A 21215-nucleotide genomic window follows, 5' to 3' on the forward strand; every position below is an offset into this window, starting at 1 on the left:
CGTTCAGTTCTTGTCGGCGGGGGCCGCAGTCGCGGTTGTTTCCTGGTGCTGCTTCGGCGCGGGCGCCAGCTGGTCGAGCAGGGCCTGGGCGAAGGCGCGGTACAGCGGCACCGGCGAGATGCGCGCGGAGATGCTGCTGGCCAGCAGGCTGGCGGCGAGAATCGGCAGGGCCATGTCCTGGCTGTGCGCCAGTTCGATGGTGATCACCGTCGCGGTCAGCGGCGTGCGGGTGACGCCGGCCAGGTAGGCGGCCATGCCCAGCAACCCGGCTGTCTGCAGGGTGATGCCGGGAATCCAGTCGATCAGCCAGGGGCCGATGCCAGCGCCGACTGCCAGCGACGGCGAGAACAGCCCGCCGGGAATGCCGGCCAGGTAGGACACCACGTTGGCGAGAAACTTCCACAGCAGGAACAGGCCATCGGTCTGCGGTTGGCCTTCCAGCAGGGCGCGGGTTTCCGCGTAGCCGGTGCCGAACACGTGCTGCCCGGAGATCAGCCCGAGCAGGGCCAGGATCAGGCCACAAGCCGCGGCGAACACCACCGGACGCTTGGCCCGCCAGGCGCCAAGCACGGCCAGTGGCCCGCGTTTTGCCGGCAGTACCAGGCGGCAATACAGCCCGCCACTGACGCCGCCGAACAGGCCGCAGGCCAGCACCGCCAGCCAGGCATCGCTCAGCGGCAGCTCGGCGCTGATCTCGCCGAAGTAGCTGTAGTGGCCCATCAGCCCCAGGGTGACCATGCCGCCGATCAGCACGGCCATCAGGATCACGCCGTTGAAGCCCTGTTCCATGCGCGTGCTGAGTTCTTCCAGGGCGAACACCACGCCCGCCAGCGGGGTATTGAAGGCGGCGGCGATGCCGGCCGCGCCGCCGGCGAGGATCAGCCCGGACAGCGCGTGGCGGCCCTGCAGGCCGAGGCGGCGGCCGAAGTTGTACATCAGCGCCGCGCCGATATGCACGGTCGGCCCCTCGCGGCCGACCGAGGCGCCGCAGAGCAGGGCCAGCACGGTGAGCAGCATCTTCGCCACGGCGATCGGCAGCGCCAGCAGGCGCTGGCGCAGGCGGTTGGACGGTAATTCCAGGCAGGCGATGACCTGCGGGATGCCACTGCCCTTGGCTTCCTTGAGGTAACCCTGGGTCAGCCAGGCGAGCAGGGCGAAGCCGAGCGGAGTCACTATCCAGGGGGCGTAGGGGTAGCGCTCGATCAGCCACTCGAAGCGCTCGAAGGCATGGTCGGCCAGCCAGGCGAAGGCCAGGGCGGCGAAGCCGACCAGCAGGGCGCCGAGCCAGAAGGCGGCGCGCTGGCGCAGGGCGCGCAGGCGGCGGCGCTCACGCAGACGTTTCACGTCGAGTGCAGGGCGGGTACTGGGCATGGGACTCCCGGGGTACGGCTGGGCTTGGCCCCTAGTGTAACCGCTCGGGCGCGTCTGGGCCGCGCTTGCCAGGCCGCAGGCCGGTCGGCAGGATGATGGCACGGGATGCAACGAGGGGAGAGAGGCATGCAGGCAGCGGATTGGCTGATGCTGGGCACGACGGCGCTGCTGAGCCTGTTTTTACTGCAGGGCCGCCTGCGCCGCTGGGACCTGTGGCGAGCCACGGTCACGCCGCTGGCCTCGATCATCGGCTCCGGTTTTCTGGTGGCGGCGCCCATCCTCGCGCATACCGTGGGCAACTGGGCCTGGCTGGCGATGCTGGTGCTCTGCGCGCTGGGTTACTGGTTCGGCAGCGCCATCCGCTTCAATATCCGCCATCTGGAGCCGCTGCTCGGCGACTCGCCCGCGCGTCACGTACTGGCACTGGAGCGTGCCGCCAGCCTGGCGCTGGCGCTGGCCTACTTCGTCTCGGTGGCCTACTACCTCAACCTGTTCGCCGCCTTCGGCCTGCGTCTCGGCGAGGTGGTCGACCCGCTGTGGATTCGGCTGCTGGCGACCCTGGTGATCGGCGCGCTCGGCCTGATTGGCCTGCTGGGCGGGTTGGGTGGTCTGGAACGTATCGAGCTGATCGTGGTGGCCCTCAAGCTGGCACTGATCGGAGGCCTGCTGCTGGTGCTGGCGCTGGCCAATGTCGAGGCCTGGCAGAGCGACACCTTCGTCTGGCGGGCGCACGCGCATGTCGGCAGCTGGGAGGGACTGAGCATTCTGCTCGGTCTGGTGATCCTGGTGCAGGGCTTCGAGACGTCGCGCTACCTGGGCGCCCGCTACGATGCGGCCACGCGGGTGCGCAGCATGCGCCTGGCCCAGGGGCTGTCGACCCTGATCTACCTGGCCTTTCTCCTGCTCATCACCCTGCAGTTCAGTAACGGCCTGCCCGAGCGCGGCAGCGAAACGGCGGTGATCGATCTGCTGCAACCACTGGGGCGACTGTTGGCTCCGCTGCTGATTCTCGCCGCGCTGGCGTCGCAGCTGTCGGCGGCGGTGGCCGACATGAATGGTGCCGGTGGTCTGCTTGCCGAGGCCAGTGGCCGGCGCTTTCGTGTGCGCCTGGGCAATCTGCTGACCGCGCTGGTGGCCATCGCCATCACCTGGCTGGCCAACCTCTACGAGATCATCACCTGGGCCTCGAGGATGTTCGTCCTCTACTACGCCCTGCAGGCCGCCCAGGCGGGCCTGCTGGCCTGGCGGCTGCAGCGCCGCTGGCAGGCGGCAAGCTTCGGCGCTGCGTTGTTGCTGGCGCTGGCAGTTATCCTGTTCGCCACGCCGGTAGAGGCCTAGGCGCGTACATGCGGGTAAACTAGCGGCTTCCCCCGTTTCCGGTTTACCGCCATGACCTTCGCCACCCTCGGCCTGATCGATCCCATCCTGCGCACCCTCGAAGCGCTCGACTACCGCACGCCGACGCCGGTGCAGAAGGAGGCCATCCCCGCCGTACTGAAAGGTCGCGATGTACTTGCCGCTGCACAGACCGGCACCGGCAAGACTGCAGGCTTCGCCTTGCCGCTGCTGCAGCTGCTCACCACCCAGGGCGCTCAGGTGGCGAGCAATTCGGTGCGTGCGCTGGTGCTGGTACCGACCCGCGAGCTGGCCGAGCAGGTGCAGCAGGCCATCCAGCAGTACGCGCAGAACCTGCCGCTGCGCACCTACACGGTGTATGGCGGGGTCAGCATCAACCCGCAGATGCTCAAGCTGCGCAAGGGTCTCGACCTGCTGGTGGCCACCCCGGGGCGTTTGCTCGATCTGTACCGGCAGAACGCGGTGCGCTTCGACCAGCTGCAGGCGCTGGTGCTGGACGAGGCCGACCGCATGCTCGACCTGGGCTTCGCCAAGGAGCTGGACGAGTTGTTCAGCGCCCTGCCACGCAAGCGCCAGACCCTGCTGTTCTCCGCGACTTTCTCCGACGCCATCCGGCAGATGGCCGGCGAGCTGCTGCGCGACCCATTGTCGATCGAGGTCAGCCCGCGCAATGCGGCGGCCAAGAGCGTCAAGCACTGGCTGGTGACGGTGGACAAGAAACGCAAGAGCGAGCTGTTCCTGCACCTGTACCGCGAGCGCGGCTGGGACCAGCTGCTGGTGTTCGGCAAGACGCGCAAGGGCGTCGACGAGCTGGAGCAGCTGCTGCTCAGCGAAGGCATTGCGGCCGATTCGATCCACGGCGACAAGCCGCAGCCCTCACGCCTGCGTGCCCTGCAACGCTTCAAGGCCGGCGAGGTACGGGTGCTGGTGGCCACCGATGTGGCGGCCCGCGGCCTGGACATCGCCGAGCTGCCGCTGGTGGTCAATCTCGACCTGCCGATCGTCGCCGAGGACTATGTGCACCGCATCGGCCGCACCGGCCGCGCCGGCGCCTCGGGTGAGGCGGTATCGCTGGTCTGCGCCGACGAGGTGGAGCTGCTGGCGGCCATCGAGACGCTGCTGCGCGAGGTTATCCGCCGCGAGGACGAGCCGGGCTTCGAGCCGGACCATCGGGTGCCGCAGACTGCGCCTGGCGGTGCGATTCTGAAGAAGCCGAAGAAACCCAAGGTCAAGATCGTGCCGGGTGCTGGCGCCAAGAGCCGAATCCACATGGGCAACTGGTTCGAGGAAGACAGCGCCAAGCCCAAGGTCAAGGCCGTGCGGGCCGTGCCCAAGCTGGGCGAGAAACCAAGGCCGAAGAAGAGGTAGCAGAGGCGGCTTGGCCTGTATGTGGGAGCGGCTTTAGCCGCGATGCTTTTGCGCTGCCTCTAATCGCGGCTGAAGCCGCTCCCACTCAGCATCAGCGTCGCGCCCAGCCCCTCCCAGGAGGCCCGAGGCAGATCCTCATTTCGGGCTCAGCCCTGACGCAGCTGCGCCACCGCCGCATCGGTCATGTCGTAGATCACCAGGCAGACGTGCTCGACCTGGCCCGCGGTGGCGGCCAGCGGCAGGATGGTGAGGTTCTGGTACATGAAGTCGGCCTGGCCGGTGATCGGCCGATAGCTCTTGAAGTGCAGCAGGTACGGGCGCTGCTGCCACAGGCTGAAGGCGCGGGTGCCCAGGCGCAGCACGGTGCCGACCTTGCGCTCCAGCCAGGCGCGGTCGATCTCCGGAAACAGCTGGAACAGCTCGCGGCCCTGCACCTGGTCGGCGCCCAGGCCCGAGTGGTTTTCCATGAAGCTGTTCCACACCTCGATATGGAAGTTGCGGTCCATCACCAGCACGCCCACATCCAGGCACTGGACGATATCCAGCAGCCAGTGCAGTTCACGCAGGTCGATCTGGGCTTGGCCGGACATGGCTCACTCCATCAGGTACTGGATCTTGCCGGTGAGCAGCGGCACCGAGTCCTCGGTGAACAGCAACAGCAAGTCGAAGTGCACGGCGTGGCCCTCCAGGCCATAGCTGATTTCCACAGCCAGGGTCTGGCGCCAGCGCGCGCGGTTGAACTGGATCAGCTCGTCGATGGTCTGCGCGTGCTCGCCGAGCAGTTGCGGGTGGCCCTGGGAGAAGCGCACGTCGATCTGCTCGGCGATGCCGGCCAGGCAGGCACCGATCAGGATGCTGGCAAGGTCGAGGAGCATTTCCGAGGTGCCGGTATCGTCGCCCGGGCGCAGGCCGAGCAGGTGGCGGATATCGGCGATTTCCGAGTCGTGGAACAGCAGCAGCGCCTCGCCGGCGATGGCTTCGCCGATGAAGCCCTGGCACACGGCGCTGAGGCAGTCGCCGCGATTGGCATCGGCCAGGGCCATGTGCAGCTCGCTGGCTTCGAACAGGTCGACCGTCGGAATCGGCAGTTGCACGAACACGCCGAGCTCCTCGGCGAGCAGGGCGGCGGCGCGGCCCATGGCAACGTTGCTGACCTCGCGCAGGGCATCACGGAAGCCGACCTTGGTCGTTTCCTGCGGTTGTTCTGGCGTTGCCGCCGTGGCGCCGTCCTGCAGCAGGCCCAGGCGTTGCAGGGTGTCGCGCAGCTCCGTCGCGTCGGCCGGTTTGCGCAGGAAGGCCAGCGCGCCCAGCTCCTGCACCCGGCGCAGCGCCTCGGCCTGGACGTCGCCGGAGACCACCAGGATGCTGCACGGCAGTTCTTCCTCGCGGACCTGGGCGAGCACCTGGTAGCCGTCCATCACCGGCATGGTCAGATCGAGCAGCACCACCTGGCCGAGGCCCTGGCGGATCGCCGCCATGGCTTCCTCACCGTGCGCGGCCTGGGTGATCTGCACCGGCCAGTCCGCAGGCAGGGCGCGGATCAGCTGCTTGCGTGCCATGCCGGAGTCGTCGCAGACCAGAAGTGGAATCACGGGATGCGTCCGCCTTGAGTGGATCGTGGTATCGGCAAGCATAGCCGGCCATGCTCAGCGTGGCGTCGGCGCCTCGTAGCTGTAGGTATTGCGCCCGGCATTCTTGGCCGCGTACATGGCGCGGTCGGCCTGTTGCAGCAGTGACTCGATGTCGTCGCCATCGCGGGGGAACAGGCTGACGCCCATGCTGGCCTGTACCTGCACTTCCTGGCCGCCGATCAGCATGGGCAGCTGGAAGCGTTCATGCAGTTTCTGCACGACGCTCAGGACCTGCTGCGGGTCGTCCATCTGCTCGATCAGCACGACGAATTCGTCACCGCCCAGGCGCGCCACCGTGTCGCTCTCGCGGGTGGCCGAGCGCAGCAGGTTGGCCACGGCCTGCAGCACGCTGTCGCCGGAACCATGGCCGAGGCTGTCGTTGAGCTCCTTGAAATGGTCGAGGTCGACGAACAGCACGGCCAGCGGCCGGGCACTGCGCCGGGCATTGGCCAGGGCGTGGTCGAGGCGCTCGAAGAACACCCGACGGTTGGGCAGCCCGGTCAGCGGGTCGTGGCGGGCCAGGTGTTCGAGGGCGTTGCGGCTCTGGTGGAGCTCGTCCAGCTGTTCGAGGATTTCCTCCTGCATCTGCGCGAAACTGCGTGCCAGCTGCCCCAGTTCATCCTTGCGCTCGACCGGCAGCGAGCTGCGCAGGCGGTCGCGGGTGAACTGCTGCACGGCGTTGTTGATGCTGGTCAGCGGGCGGGTCATGGCCCGCGAGGCGAAGATGGCGATGAGCAGCGCCAGCAGGCTGGAAAGCAGCACGACCTGGGCGATGCGCTGGCCGAGCAGCTGGGTTTCCGCCAGCACATGGTCTTCCGGTTGGGCCATGCCCAGCACCACGAAGCGCCCTGGCTCGCTGTCGCCGACCTGCAGGCGCACGAAGGCGGCGAGCAGCTCGTGCTGCTCTTCGCTACTGCGGCTGATCAGGCTGCCAGGGCCGGCGGAGTCGAGCAGTTGCTTGACCAGGGGGAATTCGTCCTGCAGGAACAGGCGGCGGCCCTGGTCGAAGCCGAAGGTGCGGCGGTGGTCCGGGTGGATCAGCAGGTCGCCCCAGTTGTTGCTCAGGTACACCCGGTAATACTCCGGAAGGTCGCTCTTGAGTTGGGCGAACAGCTGATCCAGGTCGATGTTGATGACGATCAGGCCGAACACCTTGCCGTCGTTGCCGAGCACCGGGCTGGACACGTGCAGGGTCGGTTTGCCCATGCCGGAGTGGGCGCCCAGCTCGTGATTGATGACGATGGGCGACAGGCGCACCTGGCCGGGCGCCAGGCGCAGGGTGTCGAACACATAGGCGTAATGGCCCTTCTCCTGCAGCTGGTCTTCGCTGACCCGTACCAGCAGCTCGCCGTCGCGGTCGATGCGAACCTGCTCCAGGCCGTGGCTGGCGGCACTGATCAGGCGGATCTGCAGGTATTCCGGATGTACCTGCATGGTGGCGCGGAACAATTGGGCCAGGTCGCGCTCGGTGTGACTGCGGCGACGGCCGTCGACCAGGGTCGGTAGATCGCGCTCTCGGGTCACCAGAGCCAGCATGCGCACGTCGCGGGAGATGCTGTCGAGGCTGCCGCGCAGGTTGCGGCCAAGTACCTGAGTGGCGGTCAGCAGGTCGCGCTCGGCGGCCTTGAGCAGGCTGCTGCGGCTACTGCTGTAGGAGTGGTAGCCGGTCAGGCCGCTGACCAGTATGCCGAACACCGCCAGCAGGCAGCCGAGCTTGAAGGCGATGCCGGTCTTCATGGCGCCTCCACCAGCGGCGGCCGCTCACCGGAGAGAATGCGCTGCCACAGGCGTGCGCGGCGCTCGGCGTCCTCCACTGGGCGCAGCCAGACCATGTTGCCTGGCACCTCGACGTCGGCTGGTTCCTGCAGGGTGTTGGAGAGCCCCTGGCGCTCGACCAGGGCCTGACTCATCGGCGCTTCCAGGGTGAAATCGATCCAGGCCTCGGCCAGCTTCAGGTCGCGGGCGCCGCGGCTGATGGCCCAGCAGTCGAGCCAGGCCAGGGCACCCTCGTGGGGAATCACGTAGCCGACGTCGGCACCGGCATCACGCAGCTGCTTGAGTTGCTGGCGGCCGTAGTTGGCCCAGAGCAGGGCGATGTGGTGTTCGCGGAACAGCGCGGCGGCTTCCTCGGGCAGGGTATAGAAGGTCAGCACATTGCGGCGCAGGGCGATCAGTTGCTCGCTCAGCTCGGCGAAGTCCTCCGGGTCGATACGGAACGGGTCGCGGCCACGGGCCTGGTTGGCCAGGGAGAAGTTGTGGCTGCTGCCGTTGAAGGCCAGCACGCGGCCCTGCAGGCGTGGGTCCCAGAGGCTGGTGATGGAGGTGGGTGGGCTGTCGAGCTGGCTGCGGTCGTAGATGAGGCCCATGTCCGAGTAGGTGTAGGGGATGGCGTAGACCTTGCCGTCGCGACTGATGCCGGGAATCTTGCGGTAGTCGCGAAAGCGCCAGAGCTGGCGGGTGGTATTGGCGATATGCGTCGGGTCCAGCGGCTGCAGCAGGCCTTGCTCGATATAGAAGGCGATCTCCGCGGTATTGGCGGCGACCAGGTCGTAGTCGGCGCCGTTGCCTGCGGTCAGTTTGCTGCGCAGGACATCGTCGTTGCCGACCAGCGTGACCTCAACCGAAACCCCGTGGCGCTTCTCGAACTGTTGCACCAGGTCGGAGTCGGCATAGCCGGGCCAGGCCAGCAGGCGCAATACCTTGGCATCGGCGGTCGCCAGTGCCGGGAGCAGGGCGAGCAGGACGCAGAGCAGGAGTCGAGATGAGCGAGGGTACGTCATGGACAAGGCCAATACCGAGGGCGCTTCAGCAGTGTATACGATGGCCATTTGCCTTGCAGCGTGGCGGCGGCGAGCAGTCTGCGCCAGGCGTGCTAGCGTTTCCCAGGTCATCAATCACTTGCGGGTAAAAAGTCGTGGACGAGGGAGACAATCTGATCACGGTGGGCACCACCAAGGTCAATCAGTTGATGGACATGGTGGCGCAATATGGCGCCGCCTTCGCCGTGAAGATTCTGGCCGCCATCGCCTTCTGGGTGATCGGCCGCTGGCTGATCGGATTTGCCGTTGGCCTGGTGCAGAAAGCCCTGGGCCGGCAGAAGGTCGATCCGACCGTGCTGCGCTACGTGGGCAACTTCATCACCGTCACGCTCAACATCCTGCTGGTGATCGGCATTCTCGGCTATTTCGGGGTGCAGACCACCACCTTCGCCGCACTGATCGCTGCCGTCGGTCTGGCCATCGGCATGGCCTGGTCGGGGCTGCTGGCCAACCTGGCGGCCGGTGGCTTCATCATCGTCCTGCGGCCGTTCAAGGTCGGTGACTTCATATGTGCCGGTGGAGTGACCGGTACCGTCACCGAGATCGGCCTGTTCGTTACCGCAATCAATACGCCGGACAACGTGCTGACCCTGGTCGGCAACAACAAGATCTTCAGCGACAACATCCAGAACTTCTCGCACAACGCCTTTCGCCGGGTCGACCTGAAGGCCCAGCTGGCTGGTAGCGCGGACTGGAAGGGGGCGGCGGCGCTGCTCAAGCAGCGCATCGCCACCCTCGACAACGTGCTGGCCGAACCGGCGGTGGAGGTGGAGATCCTCGAGTTCAACCTGGTCGGGCCGGTGCTGGCGGTACGTCCCTATTGCCATACCGATCACTACTGGCAGGTGTATTTCGACACCAACCGGATGATCAAGGACGCCCTGGGCGAGGCCGGCTTCCCGGCGCCGATGCCGGCGCAGACGGTGATCGTGCAGCAGGCCGGTTAGCCCCCGTGAATGCCGCTAGGCGCTCTGCTGCTGCGGGGCGTCCAGCGCCTTCAGTTGTTCGCGAGCCTGGGTCAGGCAGGTCTGGTGCAGGTTGCGGTAGTGCTTGGGGGCACGTCGTGCGTACTGTTCGATCTGCTGTAGCTGGTCACGAGCCTCGCCAGTGCGCCCGGCCTGGATCAGCAGCAGGGCATAATTATAGCGCGCCTCGGGGCCGGCGAAGTGGCCAAGCAGGGCATGGAACTCCTCCTCGGCCTTGGCCAGCTCGCCCAGGCGCATCAGGGCGCGGGCGTACAGCAGGTGCCCTTCGGCGGAGCGGAACTGCGGATTGTGCTGGATCAGCTGGTCAAGGGTCTCGCGGCACTGCGCGGCGTCGTTCAGGGCGAACTGCGCACGGGCCAGGCCGAGCATGATGTCCGGGGCGTGGCTATGAATGCCACGCAGGGCGGCGCGGTAGTGCTCGGCGGCTTCGTCGGCACGCTCCAGGCGCAATAGTTCGTTGGCCAGCTGTATGCGGGTCTCGCGGGTGTCGCTCAGTTCCAGGGCGTCGCGCAGGGCCCGCAGGTGGCGCTGTGGGTCGAGGTGGTCGTGTACACGGTTGATCGCCCTCCGGCCGCTGCGGCTGCCCAGCATGTCGGGCAGCATGATGCCGAGGAAGTAGATCAGGCAGCCGAGACCGGGCAGGGCGATGATCAGGTACAACCAGTAGCGTTCCTGGCCGCTGCGGACCACATGCAGGCCACAGACGATCTGGCAGGCGATGAGCAAAAGGGCGAGCAGGGGCATTGTGGCGACATCCTTGTGGCACGGTGGGCGGACTATGTAACACGCCGCCGCGACCTTGTCAGGGCGGCGTATCCTGGCCTGTACGGTCGACCCACTTGGGGGCGACCGTGGGCTGCCAGGCGGCGAGGCGTTCGAGCAGTGCGCTCGGCGCTTCGTCGATCTGCAACATGGCGCGGTGCGGCTCGCGGACGAAGCGCTCGGCCACCAGGTGGTCGAGGAAGTCGGTCAGGCGCGCATAGAAACCATCGACTTCGAGCAGGCCCAGCGGCTTGGCGTGGTAGCCGAGCTGGCCCCAGGTCCACACCTCGAACAGTTCCTCCAGGGTGCCCAGGCCGCCGGGCAGGGCGATGAAGGCGTCGGCCAGTTCGGCCATGCGCGCCTTGCGTGCATGCATGCCGTCCACCACTTCCAGGCGGGTCAGGCCGTTGTGGCCGATCTCGGCACGTTCCAGGCTCTGCGGGATGATGCCGATCACTTCCCCACCTGCGGCCAGCGCGGCGTCCGCCACGATGCCCATCAGGCCGACAGCGCCGCCGCCGTAGATCAGCGTCAGGCCGCGCTCGGCCAGGCTGCGGCCGAGGGCCTCGGCGGCTTCACGGTAGATCGGACGGGCGCCGGGGCTGGCGCCGCAGAACACGCAGACGGACTTCAGGCTCATACGAAGTGCTCCCAGATAAAACGAGGGCGCACAGGGTAACCCTGTCCGTTCGGTCAGGCGAGTTCCTGTGGGTAACTGCCACTGGCGCCAGCCGCGTAGGCGGCGAGCAGGCTGCGGATGAAATCGTGGATGGGCATGACGGGCTCCTCGGGGGCGATGAACCTCAGCCTAGGCAACGGGCCGCGAAACGGCCCGTTGATTGTCTCGATGGTGGCCATAGCCGGCGTCTTGCACGCCGGCCGGGGGATCAGCTGGCCAGCAGCCAGGCGCCGGTGATGGCCGAGGCGCCGCCGGCCAGGCGCACCAGGGGAGCGGCGGCGCGTGGCAGGAAGCGCACCAGTAGATAGCCCAGGCCATGCAGGGCGGCGGTGGCGACGACGAAGCCGACGGCATAACCCCAGGGGCTGGCCAGCTCCGGCAACTCCAGGCCGTGGGCCACGCCGTGGGTCAGGGCGAACAGTGCTGTAACTCCGAGCGCAACCATCATCGGCAGGCGCGCGGCGACTGCAACCAGCAGGCCGAAGGCCAGTACCGAAGCGGCGATGCCGGTTTCCATGAGGGGGAGCTGCAGGCCGGCGAAGCCGAGCAGACCGCCGACCAGCATGCTGCCGACGAAGGTGGCCGGCAGAGCCCAGCGCGCTGCTCCGGTCTGCTGGGCGGCCCACAGGCCGACGGCGAGCATCGCCAGCAGGTGGTCGAGGCCGAATACCGGGTGGGCCAGGCCGGCCATGATGCCGGAGTGGTCATGCCCCGCATGGGCGAAGGCCAGGCCCGGGGTGCAGAGCAGGGCGAGGGTGTAGAGGGTTTTGCGCAGGTTCATGAAATGGTGCTCCTTGGGGTCGATTGCGTTGACGGGGTGTCCCTCACCCCGGCCCTCTCCCAGAGGGAGAGAGCGTCATGGTCAGGCGGCGGTGAGCATGCCGTGGCGTTCGATGAAGGCGATGATCTCGTCGAGACCCTGGCCGACCTTCTGGTTGCTGAAGACGAAGGGCTTGTCGCCGCGCATCTTGCGTGCGTCGCGGTCCATCACTTCCAGCGAGGCGCCGACCATGGGTGCCAGGTCGATCTTGTTGATCACCAGCAGGTCGGACTTGCAGATGCCCGGGCCGCCCTTGCGTGGCAGCTTGTCGCCGGCGGAGACGTCGATCACGTACAGGGTCAGGTCGGACAGCTCGGGGCTGAAGGTGGCGGAAAGGTTGTCGCCGCCGGATTCGACGATGATCAGGTCGAGGCCGGGGAAGCGCCGGTTGAGCTGGTCGACCGCCTCCAGGTTGATCGAGGCGTCCTCGCGGATCGCCGTGTGCGGGCAGCCGCCGGTTTCCACACCGATGATGCGCTCCGGCGCCAGGGCCTCGTTGCGCACCAGGAACTGGGCGTCTTCCTGGGTGTAGATGTCGTTGGTGACCACGGCGATGTTGTAGCGCTCACGCAGGGCGCAGCACAGGGCCAGGGTGAGGGCGGTCTTGCCGGAACCGACCGGGCCGCCGATGCCGACGCGCAGGGGTTGGCTGTTCATCTGTTGCTTCCTTTTCTCATGAGCGGAATAAACGGCTGTACTGGCGCTCGTGCGCCATGCTGGCCAGGGCCAGGCCGAAGGCGGCGCTGCCCCAGTGTTCGGGTTGTTTCTGGCTGGCCTCATGCTGGGCCTGTTCCAGCAGCGGCATTAGCTCGCTGGTCAGGCGCTGGGCGGCCTGCTGGCCCAGCGGCAGAGTCTTCATCAATACCGCGAGCTGGTTTTCCAGCCAGCCCCACAGCCAGGCGGCGAGGGCGTCCTGCGGGCTGATCTGCCAGGTACGGGCAGCCAGGGCCCAGGCGGGTGCCAGGCCCAAGTCGGCCTGGGTATCGAGGAAGCAGCGAGTCGCCTCGTCCAGCTCCGGCAGGCCCTGCAACAGCTGCTTCAGCGAATAGCCCATCTGCCGGCTTTCCAGGGCCAGTTCACGGGTTTCGCGGCTGGCATGGTGCTGTTCGGCCAGCTCGCCCAGGGCCGCCCAGTCACCCTCGGCCGCGGCCTGGCAGTGGGCCAGTAGCAAAGGTGCCTCGAAGCGCGTCAGGTTGAGCAGCAACTGATCGGTGATCCAGCAGCGAGCGCTGTCCTGGTCATGCACCAGGCCGCGTTCCACTGCCATCTCCAGCCCCTGGGAATAGCTGTAGCCACCGATCGGTAGCTGCGGGCTGGCCAGTCTCAGCAGGGCCCAGGCCTTGTTCATGTGCGCACGCCGAACTGGTGTAGGCGCGGCGCGTAGCTGAACTCGGCCTCACCGGCATGGGAATGGTGATGCCCGCCGCCATAGGCGCCATGTTCCGGCTGGAACGGCGCCTCGATGGTGCAGGTGTTGGCGCCGAGCTGGTCGAGCATGGCCTTGAGCACATAGTCGTCGAGCAGGCGCAGCCAACCGTCGCCCAGTTGCAGGGCGACGTGGCGGTTGCCCAGGTGATAGGCGGCGCGCATCAGCTCGAAGGCGCTGGCGCAGGTCACATGCAGCAGGGCCTCCGGGCGAGCGCAGACGCGCACGATGCGGCCGTCTTCGGCGCGCAGGAAGTCGCCGTCGCACAGTGGCGGCTGGCCGCGTTCGAGGAACAGGCCGACGTCTTCGCCGGCAGCGCTGAAGCAGCGCAGGCGGCTCTTGCTGCGGGCTTCATGGGTCAGGTGCAGTTCTTCGTCCCAGTGCGGCTGGGGCGCGAGGCGGTGATGAATCACCAGCATGTTGGACGTCCGTTCAGGAAATGTCCTGATGGCAGAGCAAGGCCCTTGCCAAGCCGCTACGGCCCCCGGTTGGCGCTGTTGTGCCAGAAATTGGGGCTCAGCGATGCGCCATATTGGTGCTTGATTGTTTTGTGGCGACCAATTTGGTGCGCCTAGTCGCGACCCTGGCCCAGACCATGCCAGTGCTTGGCACCGATGAAGATGAAGCGCAGCTGCTGGGTCATCTTCGCTTCCGGGGTGAGGTGCGCGGGCAGTGCTTCGGCGGGGGCGTCGATCAGCTCGGGCAAGGTGGCGAACACGGTCTTCACCACCAGGTCGGCGAGCACTTCCAGGGCCGGGTCGTCCAAGTGCGGGGTACGGCTGAGCAGCTTGAGGTCGGCCACCAGGTCGTCGGTGATCTGCTGGCGCAACTGGCCGATGGCCTGGCGCACCGGCTGCGAGCCGCCGTACTGCTCGCGGGCGAGAAACAGGAACTGGCTGCGGTTGGCATTCACGGCGTCGAGGAAGATGCGCGCGCTGGCTTCGATGATGCTGCCCATCTCGATCTGGCTGCGGCGCACCTCGCGCAGGGTGTTGCGGAAGGTGGCGTCGACCTCGGCGACCAGCGCCAGGCCCAGCTCGTCCATGTCCTGGAAGTGGCGGTAGAAGCCGGTCGGCACGATGCCGGCGGTGCGGCTGACTTCGCGCAGGCTCAGGCTGCCGAAGCCGCGGCCACTATCCATCAGGCTGCGGGCAGCATCCATCAGGGCCAGGCGGGTCTGCAGTTTCTGTTCGGCGCGGGGTGACATGGGCTTCGGCTGGTAGCAAGGGTGCGCCGCACTCTAGCAAATGCCCTTTGTCGGCGTCGAACCGATCACAGTGAACAAGTGTTGACTGAAATAGATGTGCCTGCCAGATTAGTGAACAAATGTTCACTGGATGGCCGCCATGACCCTGCTGCCCTTGTCTCTCGTTCGTCGCCTGGCGCCCTGGTTGCGGCCCGTGCGTGCTTTGGTGGCCGGCCAGTGGCTGCGCGAGGCGGAGGTGGATGCCGTGCTGGCCTGGCTGCACCCGGCCTGGCGGCTCAGGCGTGTCATGGCCCAGGTGGTCGGGCGCGAATGGGTCAGTGACGACCTCCTGGCCCTGCGCCTGCGTTGCAATGGCAACGCCCGCAACTGGCGCCCCGGCCAGCATGTGCAGCTGTACCTGGAGCAGGGCGGCGTGCGCCACTGCCGCAGCTACAGCCTGACCCGGATCGCGGCCGACGGCTGTGTCGAGCTGGGGATTCGTCGCCAGGCGGGCGGGCGCCTGTCCAATTGGCTGCTCGATCACTTGGGCGTGGGCGCCGTGCTCGAATTGGGCCAGGCCCAGGGCGACCTGCAGTGGCCGCAGCAGGGCGAGGGCGTCGGCCTGCTGGCGGCCGGTAGCGGCATCACTGCGCTGCTCGGCCTGCTGCGCGAGGCGCTGGCGTGCGGCTACGCGGCGCCGGTCACGCTGCTGCATTACGTGCGTGAGGCCGGGCAGAAGGCCTATGCGGCGGAGCTGCAGCAGCTGATGCAACGCTATCCCAACCTGCAGGTGCGCTGGTTGCTGACCGGCCAGGCCGCTAGCGCTGCCGTCGAGCCCGGCGGCCGGCTGCGGGCGGAGCATCTGCTCGGCATGCAGGGCTTCAGCCTGTTGGCCTGCGGCCCGGCCGGCTTTATCGAGACGCTGCGCCAGCACTGGGCCGGTCCCCTGCAGAGCGAGGCCTTCAGCCCGCCGTTGCGTGCGGTCGAAACGGGCGCGCCGGTGCGCCTGGACTTCGTGCGCAGCCATCTGCAGGTCGCCGGCGACAGTGCTCGCAATCTGCTGGAGCAGGCCGAGGCGGCCGGGCTGCGGCCGCTGCATGGCTGTCGCCAGGGCATCTGCACCACCTGTACCTGCACCCTGCTCGGTGGGCGCGTGCGCGACTTGCGCAGCGGTGACGTGTTCGCCGAGCCGGGCCAGCCGATCCGCCTGTGTGTCAGCGCCCCGCTGGGCGATGTGCAACTGGAACTCTAGGAGAAGGACGATGCGCCAAGATCGCGAACTGAATAGCGCCGAACTGGAAGCCTTCGCCAGCGAACTCGATGGCCTGCGCCGGCGCACCCTGGCCGACCTGGGCGCGGTGGACGCGCGCTATATCCGCCGGGTGCGCGGTGCCGTGCGCCTGTGCTGCTGGAGCGGTCGGGCGCTGCTGATGCTCGGCTGGTTCCCACCCACCTGGCTGCTCGGCACGCTACTGCTGGCTCTGGGCAAGATCCTCGAGAACATGGAGCTGGGCCACAACGTGATGCATGGCCAGTACGACTGGATGAACGATCCGGAGCTGATGGGCCAGCGCTACGAGTGGGATATCGCCGGGCCGGCCGATTTCTGGCGACACACCCACAACCATGTGCACCACACCTGGACCAACGTGATCGGCATGGACGACGACGTCGGCTACGGCGTGGTGCGCCTGTTCCCCGAACAGCGCTGGAAGCCCTTCTACCGCTGGCAGCCGTTGTGGGTGACGTTGCAGGCGCTGCTGTTCCAGTACGCCGTGGCGATCCAGCACCTGCGCCTGGACCAGCTGGCCAAGGGGCGAATCGCCGCCGCCGAGGTACGCCCGCTGGCGCGGCAGCTCGGCGCCAAGCTGCTGCGCCTGTGGGGCAAGGACTATCTGCTATTCCCGCTGCTGGCCCTGGCCATCGGTGCCAATGCCCTGGCCGTGCTGGCCGGCAATGCCCTGGCCAACCTGCTGCGCAACCTGTGGACCTTTCTGGTGATCTTCTGCGGGCACTTCACCGAACGCGCGGCGGTGTTCAGCAAGGAGTCGGTGGCGGGCGAGAGCCGTGGCCAGTGGTACCTGCGTCAGTTGCGCGGCTCCAGCAACCTGCAGGGCGGCAAGCTGTTCCACATCCTCACCGGCAACCTCAGCCACCAGATCGAACATCATCTGTTTCCCGACCTGCCGGCTCGGCGCTATGCCGAACTGGCGCCGCAGGTGCGCGAGATCGCCGCGCGTTATGGCCAGGTGTACAACAGCGGACACCTGGCGGCGCAGTTCGCCAGCGTGGTCAAACGCATCTGGATCTACCGTCTGCCACCGGTGCTGCCGGCGCATTGAAGAGGGATGCAGGGGACGGGTGGTAGGGGCTGTGCTTTGCCGCGCATAGCTGCCTGCTTTCATGGTGCCTTATCGCGGCTGAAGCCGCTCCCACCCAAGCCGGCTGCACCGCATAAGCCACCCATGTGGATATTTGTCGCGGCCAATAAAAAGCCCGGCATGTGCCGGGCTTTAGGGGGTTGCAACCAGCGTCAGGCAGTGTGGCGGCCGACGCGCTCGTTGCCGTTCTCGGCGACATCACGGTTTTCGATCAGGCGGTCGGAACCACCTTCGGCGATATCACGGCTGTCGATCAGGCGGTCGGAACCACCCTCGGCGACATCACGGCTGTCGATCAGGCGGTCGGAGCCACCCTCGGCGATATCACGGCTGTCGAGCAGACGCTCGGAGCCGCCTTCGGCGACGCGGAAGGCCTTGGTACGTTCGCTGCCGTTTTCGGCCACATCGCGGCTCTCGATCAGGCGCTCGGCACCACCTTCGGCGACGGTGCTTTCGTGGTGAACGGACTGCAGTTCGATCAGTGGCGGCTGCTCATTACCGGGTAGGGCGAAGGCGCTGCTGGTCAGGGTGGCCAGGATCAGGCTGGCGAGAATCTGCTTTTTCATCTTGGGCTCCTTGTGGGGGCGTAAGTGAGTACGGAGCAGATGTTAGCGAGCTGGCTGGCAGACTGAAGTCGACTGTTCTGATAGTGCCCATCGATGCTGTCGATGCGCCTGGAAAAGGCTCTGCAATAGGGGTTTCAGCCGTTGTTGCGGCGCCACTGAGCCCACTCGAAGGCGAGCACGACCAGCAGCGAAAGGGCGAAGGGCAGCAGCAGATAGAACACGCGGAATACGATCAGCGCGGCCAGCACATCGGCGGTGGGCAGCTCCGGCATGGCGGCGAGGAAGGTCACTTCCAATACGCCAAGGCCACCGGGGGCGTGCGACAGCAGGGCCAGGGAGAAGGACGCGAGGAACACGCCGAGTACCACCAGGTAGCCGGGGTTGCCGGCTTCCGGCAGGGCGAAATAGATGATCGCCGCCGCGCAGGCCAGCTCCAGCGGGCCGGCCAGTAACTGGCGGGCGACTATGCCCAGGCGCGGATACTCGACATGCAGCTTGCCCCAGCGCCAGGACTGGAACTGGCGCCAGGAGCCCAGCACATAGAGCAACACCAGGCTCAGCATACCCATGCCGATGGCCCTGGAAACCCTGGGGCTGACGCTGATGATGCGTTCTATCAGTTGCGGTTCGAGCACCAGTACCGCGCCGCCACAGAGCAGGGTGCCGAGGGCGAAGGTGAAGGAGCAGAAGAAGATCAGCAGGCCGATTTCCTGGGCCTCCAGTCCCTTGCTGCTGTACGCGCGGTAGCGCACCACGGCGCCGGAGAACACCGAGGCGCCGATATTGTGGGCCAGGGCGTAGGTGGTGAAGGAGCACAGGGTGATGAACCACCAGGAGATCTTCTTGCCCAGGTGGGCGATGGCGATGCGGTCGTACCAGGCCAGCGCGGAGTAGGCGCCAAGCGTCGCGGCGCCGGCCAGCAGCCAGTTGTGTGCGGAGATGGCCAGCAGGCTGTCCTGCAGCTCGGCCAGGGAAATGGTGCGGATCTCCTTGTACAGCAGGTAGCAGGAGAACACGACGGCGGCCAAACCGATCAGGGTCCAGATCCAGTCGCGCTTCTTCATGCTCACTCCAGGCCGGTGCCGCCCAGGCCGGCGGCGAAATGCCCCGCAGTATCGGCGCATGCCGCGCCCGGCTCAAGGTCGCACTTGAGCCGGGTTTCAGGCGATGCGTTGCACGGCGCTGCTCGGCAGCAGGCGAATGGCGATGAACTTGGACGTGGGGGTGAAGCTGCCCTCGCCAACGCTGGCCAGCGGCACCAGCGGGTTGGTTTCAGGATAGTAGGCTGCGGCCTGGCCGGGCGGCGTGTCGTAGGCGAGCAGGGTGAAACCGCGCACGCGCCGTTCGATGCCGTCGTCCCACAGCGAGACGATATCCACCTGCTGGCCGGCCTGCAGGCCCAGGCGCTGGATGTCCTGCGGGTTGATGAAGAGTACTTCGCGCATGCCGTGCACGCCGCGGTAGCGGTCGTCCAGGCCGTACAGGGTGGTGTTGTACTGGTCGTGCGAGCGCAGGGTCTGCAGCACCAGGTGTGCGTCCTGGCCGCGCGCCTGCGGCGCCAGCAGTTCGTCCGGCAGCGCGTGGGCGATGAACTGCGCCTTGCCGCTGGCGGTGTTCCAGCGGTATTCGGCGGCGGCGTTGCCCAGGTGGAAGCCGCCGGGCTGGGCGAGCCTCTCCTCGAAGTTGGCGAAGCCGGGAATGGTGTCGGCGATCAGTGCGCGGATGCGCCGGTAGTCCGCGCTCAGCTGCAGCCAGTCCTGCGGCTGGGCGCCGAGGGTGGCCTGGGCGATGCCGGCGATGATCGCCGGCTCCGAGCGCATCTCGCGTGACAGCGGCGCGAGCTGGCCCCAGGACGCGTGCACCATGCTGAACGAGTCCTCCACCGTGACCGCCTGCGGGCCGGCGGCCTGCAGGTCGAGGTCGGTACGCCCCAGGCACGGCAGGATCAGCGCCTGGCGGCCATGCATCAGGTGGCTGCGGTTGAGCTTGGTGCTGATCTGCACGGTCAGCTCGCACTGCTGCAGCGCCGCCTGGGTGCGCGGGCTGTCCGGGGTGGCCTGGGCGAAGTTGCCGCCGAGGCCGATGAACACCTTGCTATGACCGGCCAGCATGGCCTCGATGGCTTCCACCGTGTTGTGCCCGGGCCGGCGCGGCATGTCGATGCCGAAGCGGCGCTGCAGGGCGTCGAGGAAAAATGCCGGTGGCCGCTCGTTGATGCCCATGGTGCGGTCGCCCTGCACGTTGCTGTGGCCGCGCACCGGGCACAGGCCGGCGCCCGGCTTGCCGAGGTTGCCGCGCAGCAGCATGAGGTTGGCGATTTCGTGGATGGTGGCAACCGAGTGGCGATGCTGGGTGATACCCATGGCCCAGCAGGCGATCACCCGTTCGGCCTTGGCGTACAGGCGCGCGGCCCGCTCGATCTCGGCACGCGGCAGGCCGCACTGCGCCTCGATCTGTTGCCAGGAGGTCTGCTCGACCTGCGCCAGCCAGTCTTCCAGCCCCTCGCAGTGGGCCGCGATAAAGGCCTGGTCGAACACCGTGCCGGGGCGCTCGCGTTCCCATTGCAGCAGGTACTTGGCCATGCCGCGCACGGCGGCCATGTCGCCACCCAGGCGCGGGCGGAAGTAGGCGCTGCTGGTCGGCTCGGACTCGTTGGTGAGCATCTCCAGCGGGTGCTGTGGGTGCTGGAAGCGTTCCAGACCGCGCTCCTTGAGCGGGTTGAAGCAGGCCACGCTGGCGCCGCGCGCCACCGCCTCGCGCAGCGGTTCAAGCATGCGCGGGTGGTTGGTGCCGGGGTTCTGGCCGAACACGAAGATGGCGTCGGCATGTTCGAAGTCGGCGAAGGTCACCGTGCCCTTGCCCACGCCGATGCTCTGGCCCAGGGCCACGCCGCTGGCCTCGTGGCACATGTTCGAGCAGTCGGGAAAGTTATTGGTGCCGTAGCTGCGCACGAACAGTTGGTAGAGGAAGGCCGCCTCGTTGCTGGCCCGGCCGGAGGTGTAGAACTCGGCCTGGTCGGGGTTGTCGAGGTTGCGCAGTACTTCGCCGATCAGGGCGAAGGCGGCGTCCCAGCTGATCGGCACGTAGCGGTCGCTGGCGGCGTCGTAGCGCAGCGGCTCGATCAGCCGGCCCTGGTGCTCCAGCCAGTAGTCGCTCTGCTCGCGCAGCTGGGCGACGCTGTAACGGGCGAAGAACTCGGCGCCGATGCCACGCCGCGTAGCTTCCCAGTTGACCGCCTTGGCGCCGTTCTCGCAGAACTTCACCAGGCCGCTTTCCGGCGACTCGCCCCAGGCGCAACCGGGGCAGTCGAAGCCGCCGTTCTGGTTGGTCTTGAGCAGGGCGCGCAGGTTCTTGAATGGCTGCTTGCTGTCCAGCCAGTGCTGGGTGACGCTGCGCAGCGCGCCCCAGCCGGCGGCCGGGCCGGTGTAGGGTTGGTAGCGGGGTTGGCTGCTCATGGGCGGTCCTCCGGCGCCGGGCTGTAGACCCGTGGCGCATGGCGATGGGGCAGGTGGATCAGGTTGAGGCGGTGACGACGCGCCCAGTCCACGGTCAGCGCGGTGGGGGCGGACAGGCTGACCAGGGTGGCGATGCCGGCGCGCACCGCCTTGTGCAGCAGCTCCAGGCTGCAGCGGCTGGTGACCACGGCGAAGCCGGCGGCGGGATCGAGTTGGCGGTGGGCGAGGGCGCCGATCAGCTTGTCCAGGGCATTGTGCCGGCCGATGTCTTCGCGGCATGCGGCGATCTGGCCGTGGTCATCGACGAACAGCGCCGCATGCAGGGCGCCGCTGACCCGGGCCTGCAACTGCGCGGCGGCGATGCGCGCGCGCAGCAGCGCCAGGTGTTCGGCCGGCGGCAGTGCCTGGC

At 67.4% G+C, this 21215-nt stretch carries 22 protein-coding genes; 5 read left to right on the forward strand and 17 right to left on the reverse strand.

Annotated elements, in window-relative coordinates; all coding sequences use genetic code 11:
- Positions 1-3: 3 nt before the first annotated feature.
- Positions 4-1371, reverse strand: coding sequence for a chloride channel protein (locus tag AYB31_RS13605; RefSeq protein ID WP_068829226.1), 1368 nt, complete (start codon positions 1369-1371; stop codon positions 4-6).
- A 126-nt stretch (positions 1372-1497) separates the two neighbouring features.
- Here AYB31_RS13605 and AYB31_RS13610 point away from each other — a divergent pair, with 126 nt between their 5' ends.
- A complete protein-coding gene (locus AYB31_RS13610; protein ID WP_082805297.1) occupies positions 1498-2709 on the forward strand; it encodes a hypothetical protein in 1212 nt (403 codons plus the stop codon).
- A gap of 51 nt (positions 2710-2760) precedes the next feature.
- Positions 2761-4095 (forward strand): DEAD/DEAH box helicase, encoded by a 1335-nt coding sequence (locus AYB31_RS13615; RefSeq protein ID WP_068829227.1) that lies wholly within the window; start codon positions 2761-2763, stop codon positions 4093-4095.
- 146 nt (positions 4096-4241) lie between these two features.
- On the opposite strand, the gene AYB31_RS13620 is transcribed toward AYB31_RS13615, so the two are convergent.
- From AYB31_RS13620 to AYB31_RS13635, 4 genes are read right to left on the reverse strand one after another with little or no spacing between them, the layout of a single operon-like run.
- Positions 4242-4685 (reverse strand): PAS domain-containing protein, encoded by a 444-nt coding sequence (locus AYB31_RS13620; RefSeq protein ID WP_068829228.1) that lies wholly within the window; start codon positions 4683-4685, stop codon positions 4242-4244.
- Between the two features lie 3 nt (positions 4686-4688).
- Entirely contained in the window at positions 4689-5687 is a 999-nt protein-coding gene (locus AYB31_RS13625; RefSeq protein ID WP_068829229.1) for a response regulator, read from the reverse strand.
- 54 nt (positions 5688-5741) lie between these two features.
- Positions 5742-7463 carry a diguanylate cyclase domain-containing protein gene (locus tag AYB31_RS13630; RefSeq protein WP_068829230.1) on the reverse strand — a complete coding sequence of 574 codons (1722 nt, stop codon included), beginning with the start codon at positions 7461-7463 and terminating at the stop codon, positions 5742-5744.
- Positions 7460-8506: an extracellular solute-binding protein gene (locus AYB31_RS13635; protein ID WP_068829256.1), complete on the reverse strand. Its 1047-nt coding sequence runs from the start codon at positions 8504-8506 to the stop codon at positions 7460-7462. Before AYB31_RS13635 ends, AYB31_RS13630 begins: the two co-directional genes overlap by 4 nt.
- 188 nt (positions 8507-8694) lie before the next feature.
- On the opposite strand from AYB31_RS13635, the gene AYB31_RS13640 reads away from it, so the two are divergent.
- Complete coding sequence (locus AYB31_RS13640) at positions 8695-9492, forward strand: mechanosensitive ion channel family protein (RefSeq protein WP_068829257.1); 798 nt, start codon at positions 8695-8697, stop codon at positions 9490-9492.
- Positions 9493-9507: 15 nt separating this feature from the next.
- Here AYB31_RS13640 and AYB31_RS13645 read toward each other — a convergent pair whose 3' ends face one another.
- The 8 genes from AYB31_RS13645 to AYB31_RS13675 all read right to left on the reverse strand — a co-directional run bounded on the left by AYB31_RS13645 (position 9508) and on the right by AYB31_RS13675 (position 14425).
- Complete coding sequence (locus AYB31_RS13645; protein ID WP_068829231.1) at positions 9508-10275, reverse strand: tetratricopeptide repeat protein; 768 nt, start codon at positions 10273-10275, stop codon at positions 9508-9510.
- 58 nt (positions 10276-10333) lie between these two features.
- Positions 10334-10933, reverse strand: a complete 600-nt coding sequence (locus tag AYB31_RS13650; protein WP_068829232.1) for a TIGR00730 family Rossman fold protein — start codon at positions 10931-10933, stop codon at positions 10334-10336.
- A gap of 53 nt (positions 10934-10986) precedes the next feature.
- Positions 10987-11151 carry a hypothetical protein gene (locus AYB31_RS21725; RefSeq protein ID WP_161489383.1) on the reverse strand — a complete coding sequence of 55 codons (165 nt, stop codon included), beginning with the start codon at positions 11149-11151 and terminating at the stop codon, positions 10987-10989.
- A 29-nt stretch (positions 11152-11180) separates the two neighbouring features.
- Positions 11181-11753: a HupE/UreJ family protein gene (locus AYB31_RS13655; protein WP_068829233.1), complete on the reverse strand. Its 573-nt coding sequence runs from the start codon at positions 11751-11753 to the stop codon at positions 11181-11183.
- A gap of 81 nt (positions 11754-11834) precedes the next feature.
- Positions 11835-12449, reverse strand: coding sequence for an urease accessory protein UreG (gene ureG, locus AYB31_RS13660; RefSeq protein WP_068829234.1), 615 nt, complete (start codon positions 12447-12449; stop codon positions 11835-11837).
- Positions 12450-12465: 16 nt separating this feature from the next.
- Positions 12466-13140: an urease accessory protein UreF gene (locus AYB31_RS13665; RefSeq protein ID WP_068829235.1), complete on the reverse strand. Its 675-nt coding sequence runs from the start codon at positions 13138-13140 to the stop codon at positions 12466-12468.
- The gene (gene ureE, locus AYB31_RS13670) at positions 13137-13637 is read right to left on the reverse strand and encodes an urease accessory protein UreE (RefSeq protein ID WP_068829236.1); all 501 of its coding nucleotides are present in this window, start codon (positions 13635-13637) and stop codon (positions 13137-13139) included. Before ureE ends, AYB31_RS13665 begins: the two co-directional genes overlap by 4 nt.
- Positions 13638-13789: 152 nt before the next feature.
- On the reverse strand, positions 13790-14425 hold the full coding sequence (locus AYB31_RS13675) for a TetR family transcriptional regulator (protein ID WP_068829237.1): 636 nt from the start codon (positions 14423-14425) through the stop codon (positions 13790-13792).
- 139 nt (positions 14426-14564) lie between these two features.
- Between AYB31_RS13675 and AYB31_RS13680 the strand changes: the two genes are divergently transcribed.
- Complete coding sequence (locus AYB31_RS13680; protein ID WP_068829238.1) at positions 14565-15656, forward strand: flavin reductase family protein; 1092 nt, start codon at positions 14565-14567, stop codon at positions 15654-15656.
- Between the two features lie 10 nt (positions 15657-15666).
- A complete protein-coding gene (locus AYB31_RS13685; RefSeq protein WP_068829239.1) occupies positions 15667-16746 on the forward strand; it encodes a fatty acid desaturase family protein in 1080 nt (359 codons plus the stop codon).
- Between the two features lie 191 nt (positions 16747-16937).
- On the opposite strand, the gene AYB31_RS13690 is transcribed toward AYB31_RS13685, so the two are convergent.
- From AYB31_RS13690 to AYB31_RS13705, 4 genes are all read right to left on the reverse strand, one after another.
- Positions 16938-17351, reverse strand: a complete 414-nt coding sequence (locus tag AYB31_RS13690; RefSeq protein WP_068829240.1) for a hypothetical protein — start codon at positions 17349-17351, stop codon at positions 16938-16940.
- A 134-nt stretch (positions 17352-17485) separates the two neighbouring features.
- Positions 17486-18415, reverse strand: coding sequence for a lysylphosphatidylglycerol synthase transmembrane domain-containing protein (locus AYB31_RS13695; RefSeq protein ID WP_068829241.1), 930 nt, complete (start codon positions 18413-18415; stop codon positions 17486-17488).
- Between the two features lie 96 nt (positions 18416-18511).
- On the reverse strand, positions 18512-20806 hold the full coding sequence (locus tag AYB31_RS13700) for an FdhF/YdeP family oxidoreductase (RefSeq protein WP_068829242.1): 2295 nt from the start codon (positions 20804-20806) through the stop codon (positions 18512-18514).
- The coding region (locus AYB31_RS13705) for a formate dehydrogenase accessory sulfurtransferase FdhD (protein WP_177332297.1) at positions 20803-21215 on the reverse strand (413 nt) is incomplete at its 5' end. The genes AYB31_RS13700 and AYB31_RS13705, both read right to left, overlap by 4 nt.

Source organism: Pseudomonas sp. BMS12, from assembly GCF_001592875.1.
In the GTDB taxonomy this organism is placed as follows: Bacteria; Pseudomonadota; Gammaproteobacteria; order Pseudomonadales; family Pseudomonadaceae; genus Aquipseudomonas.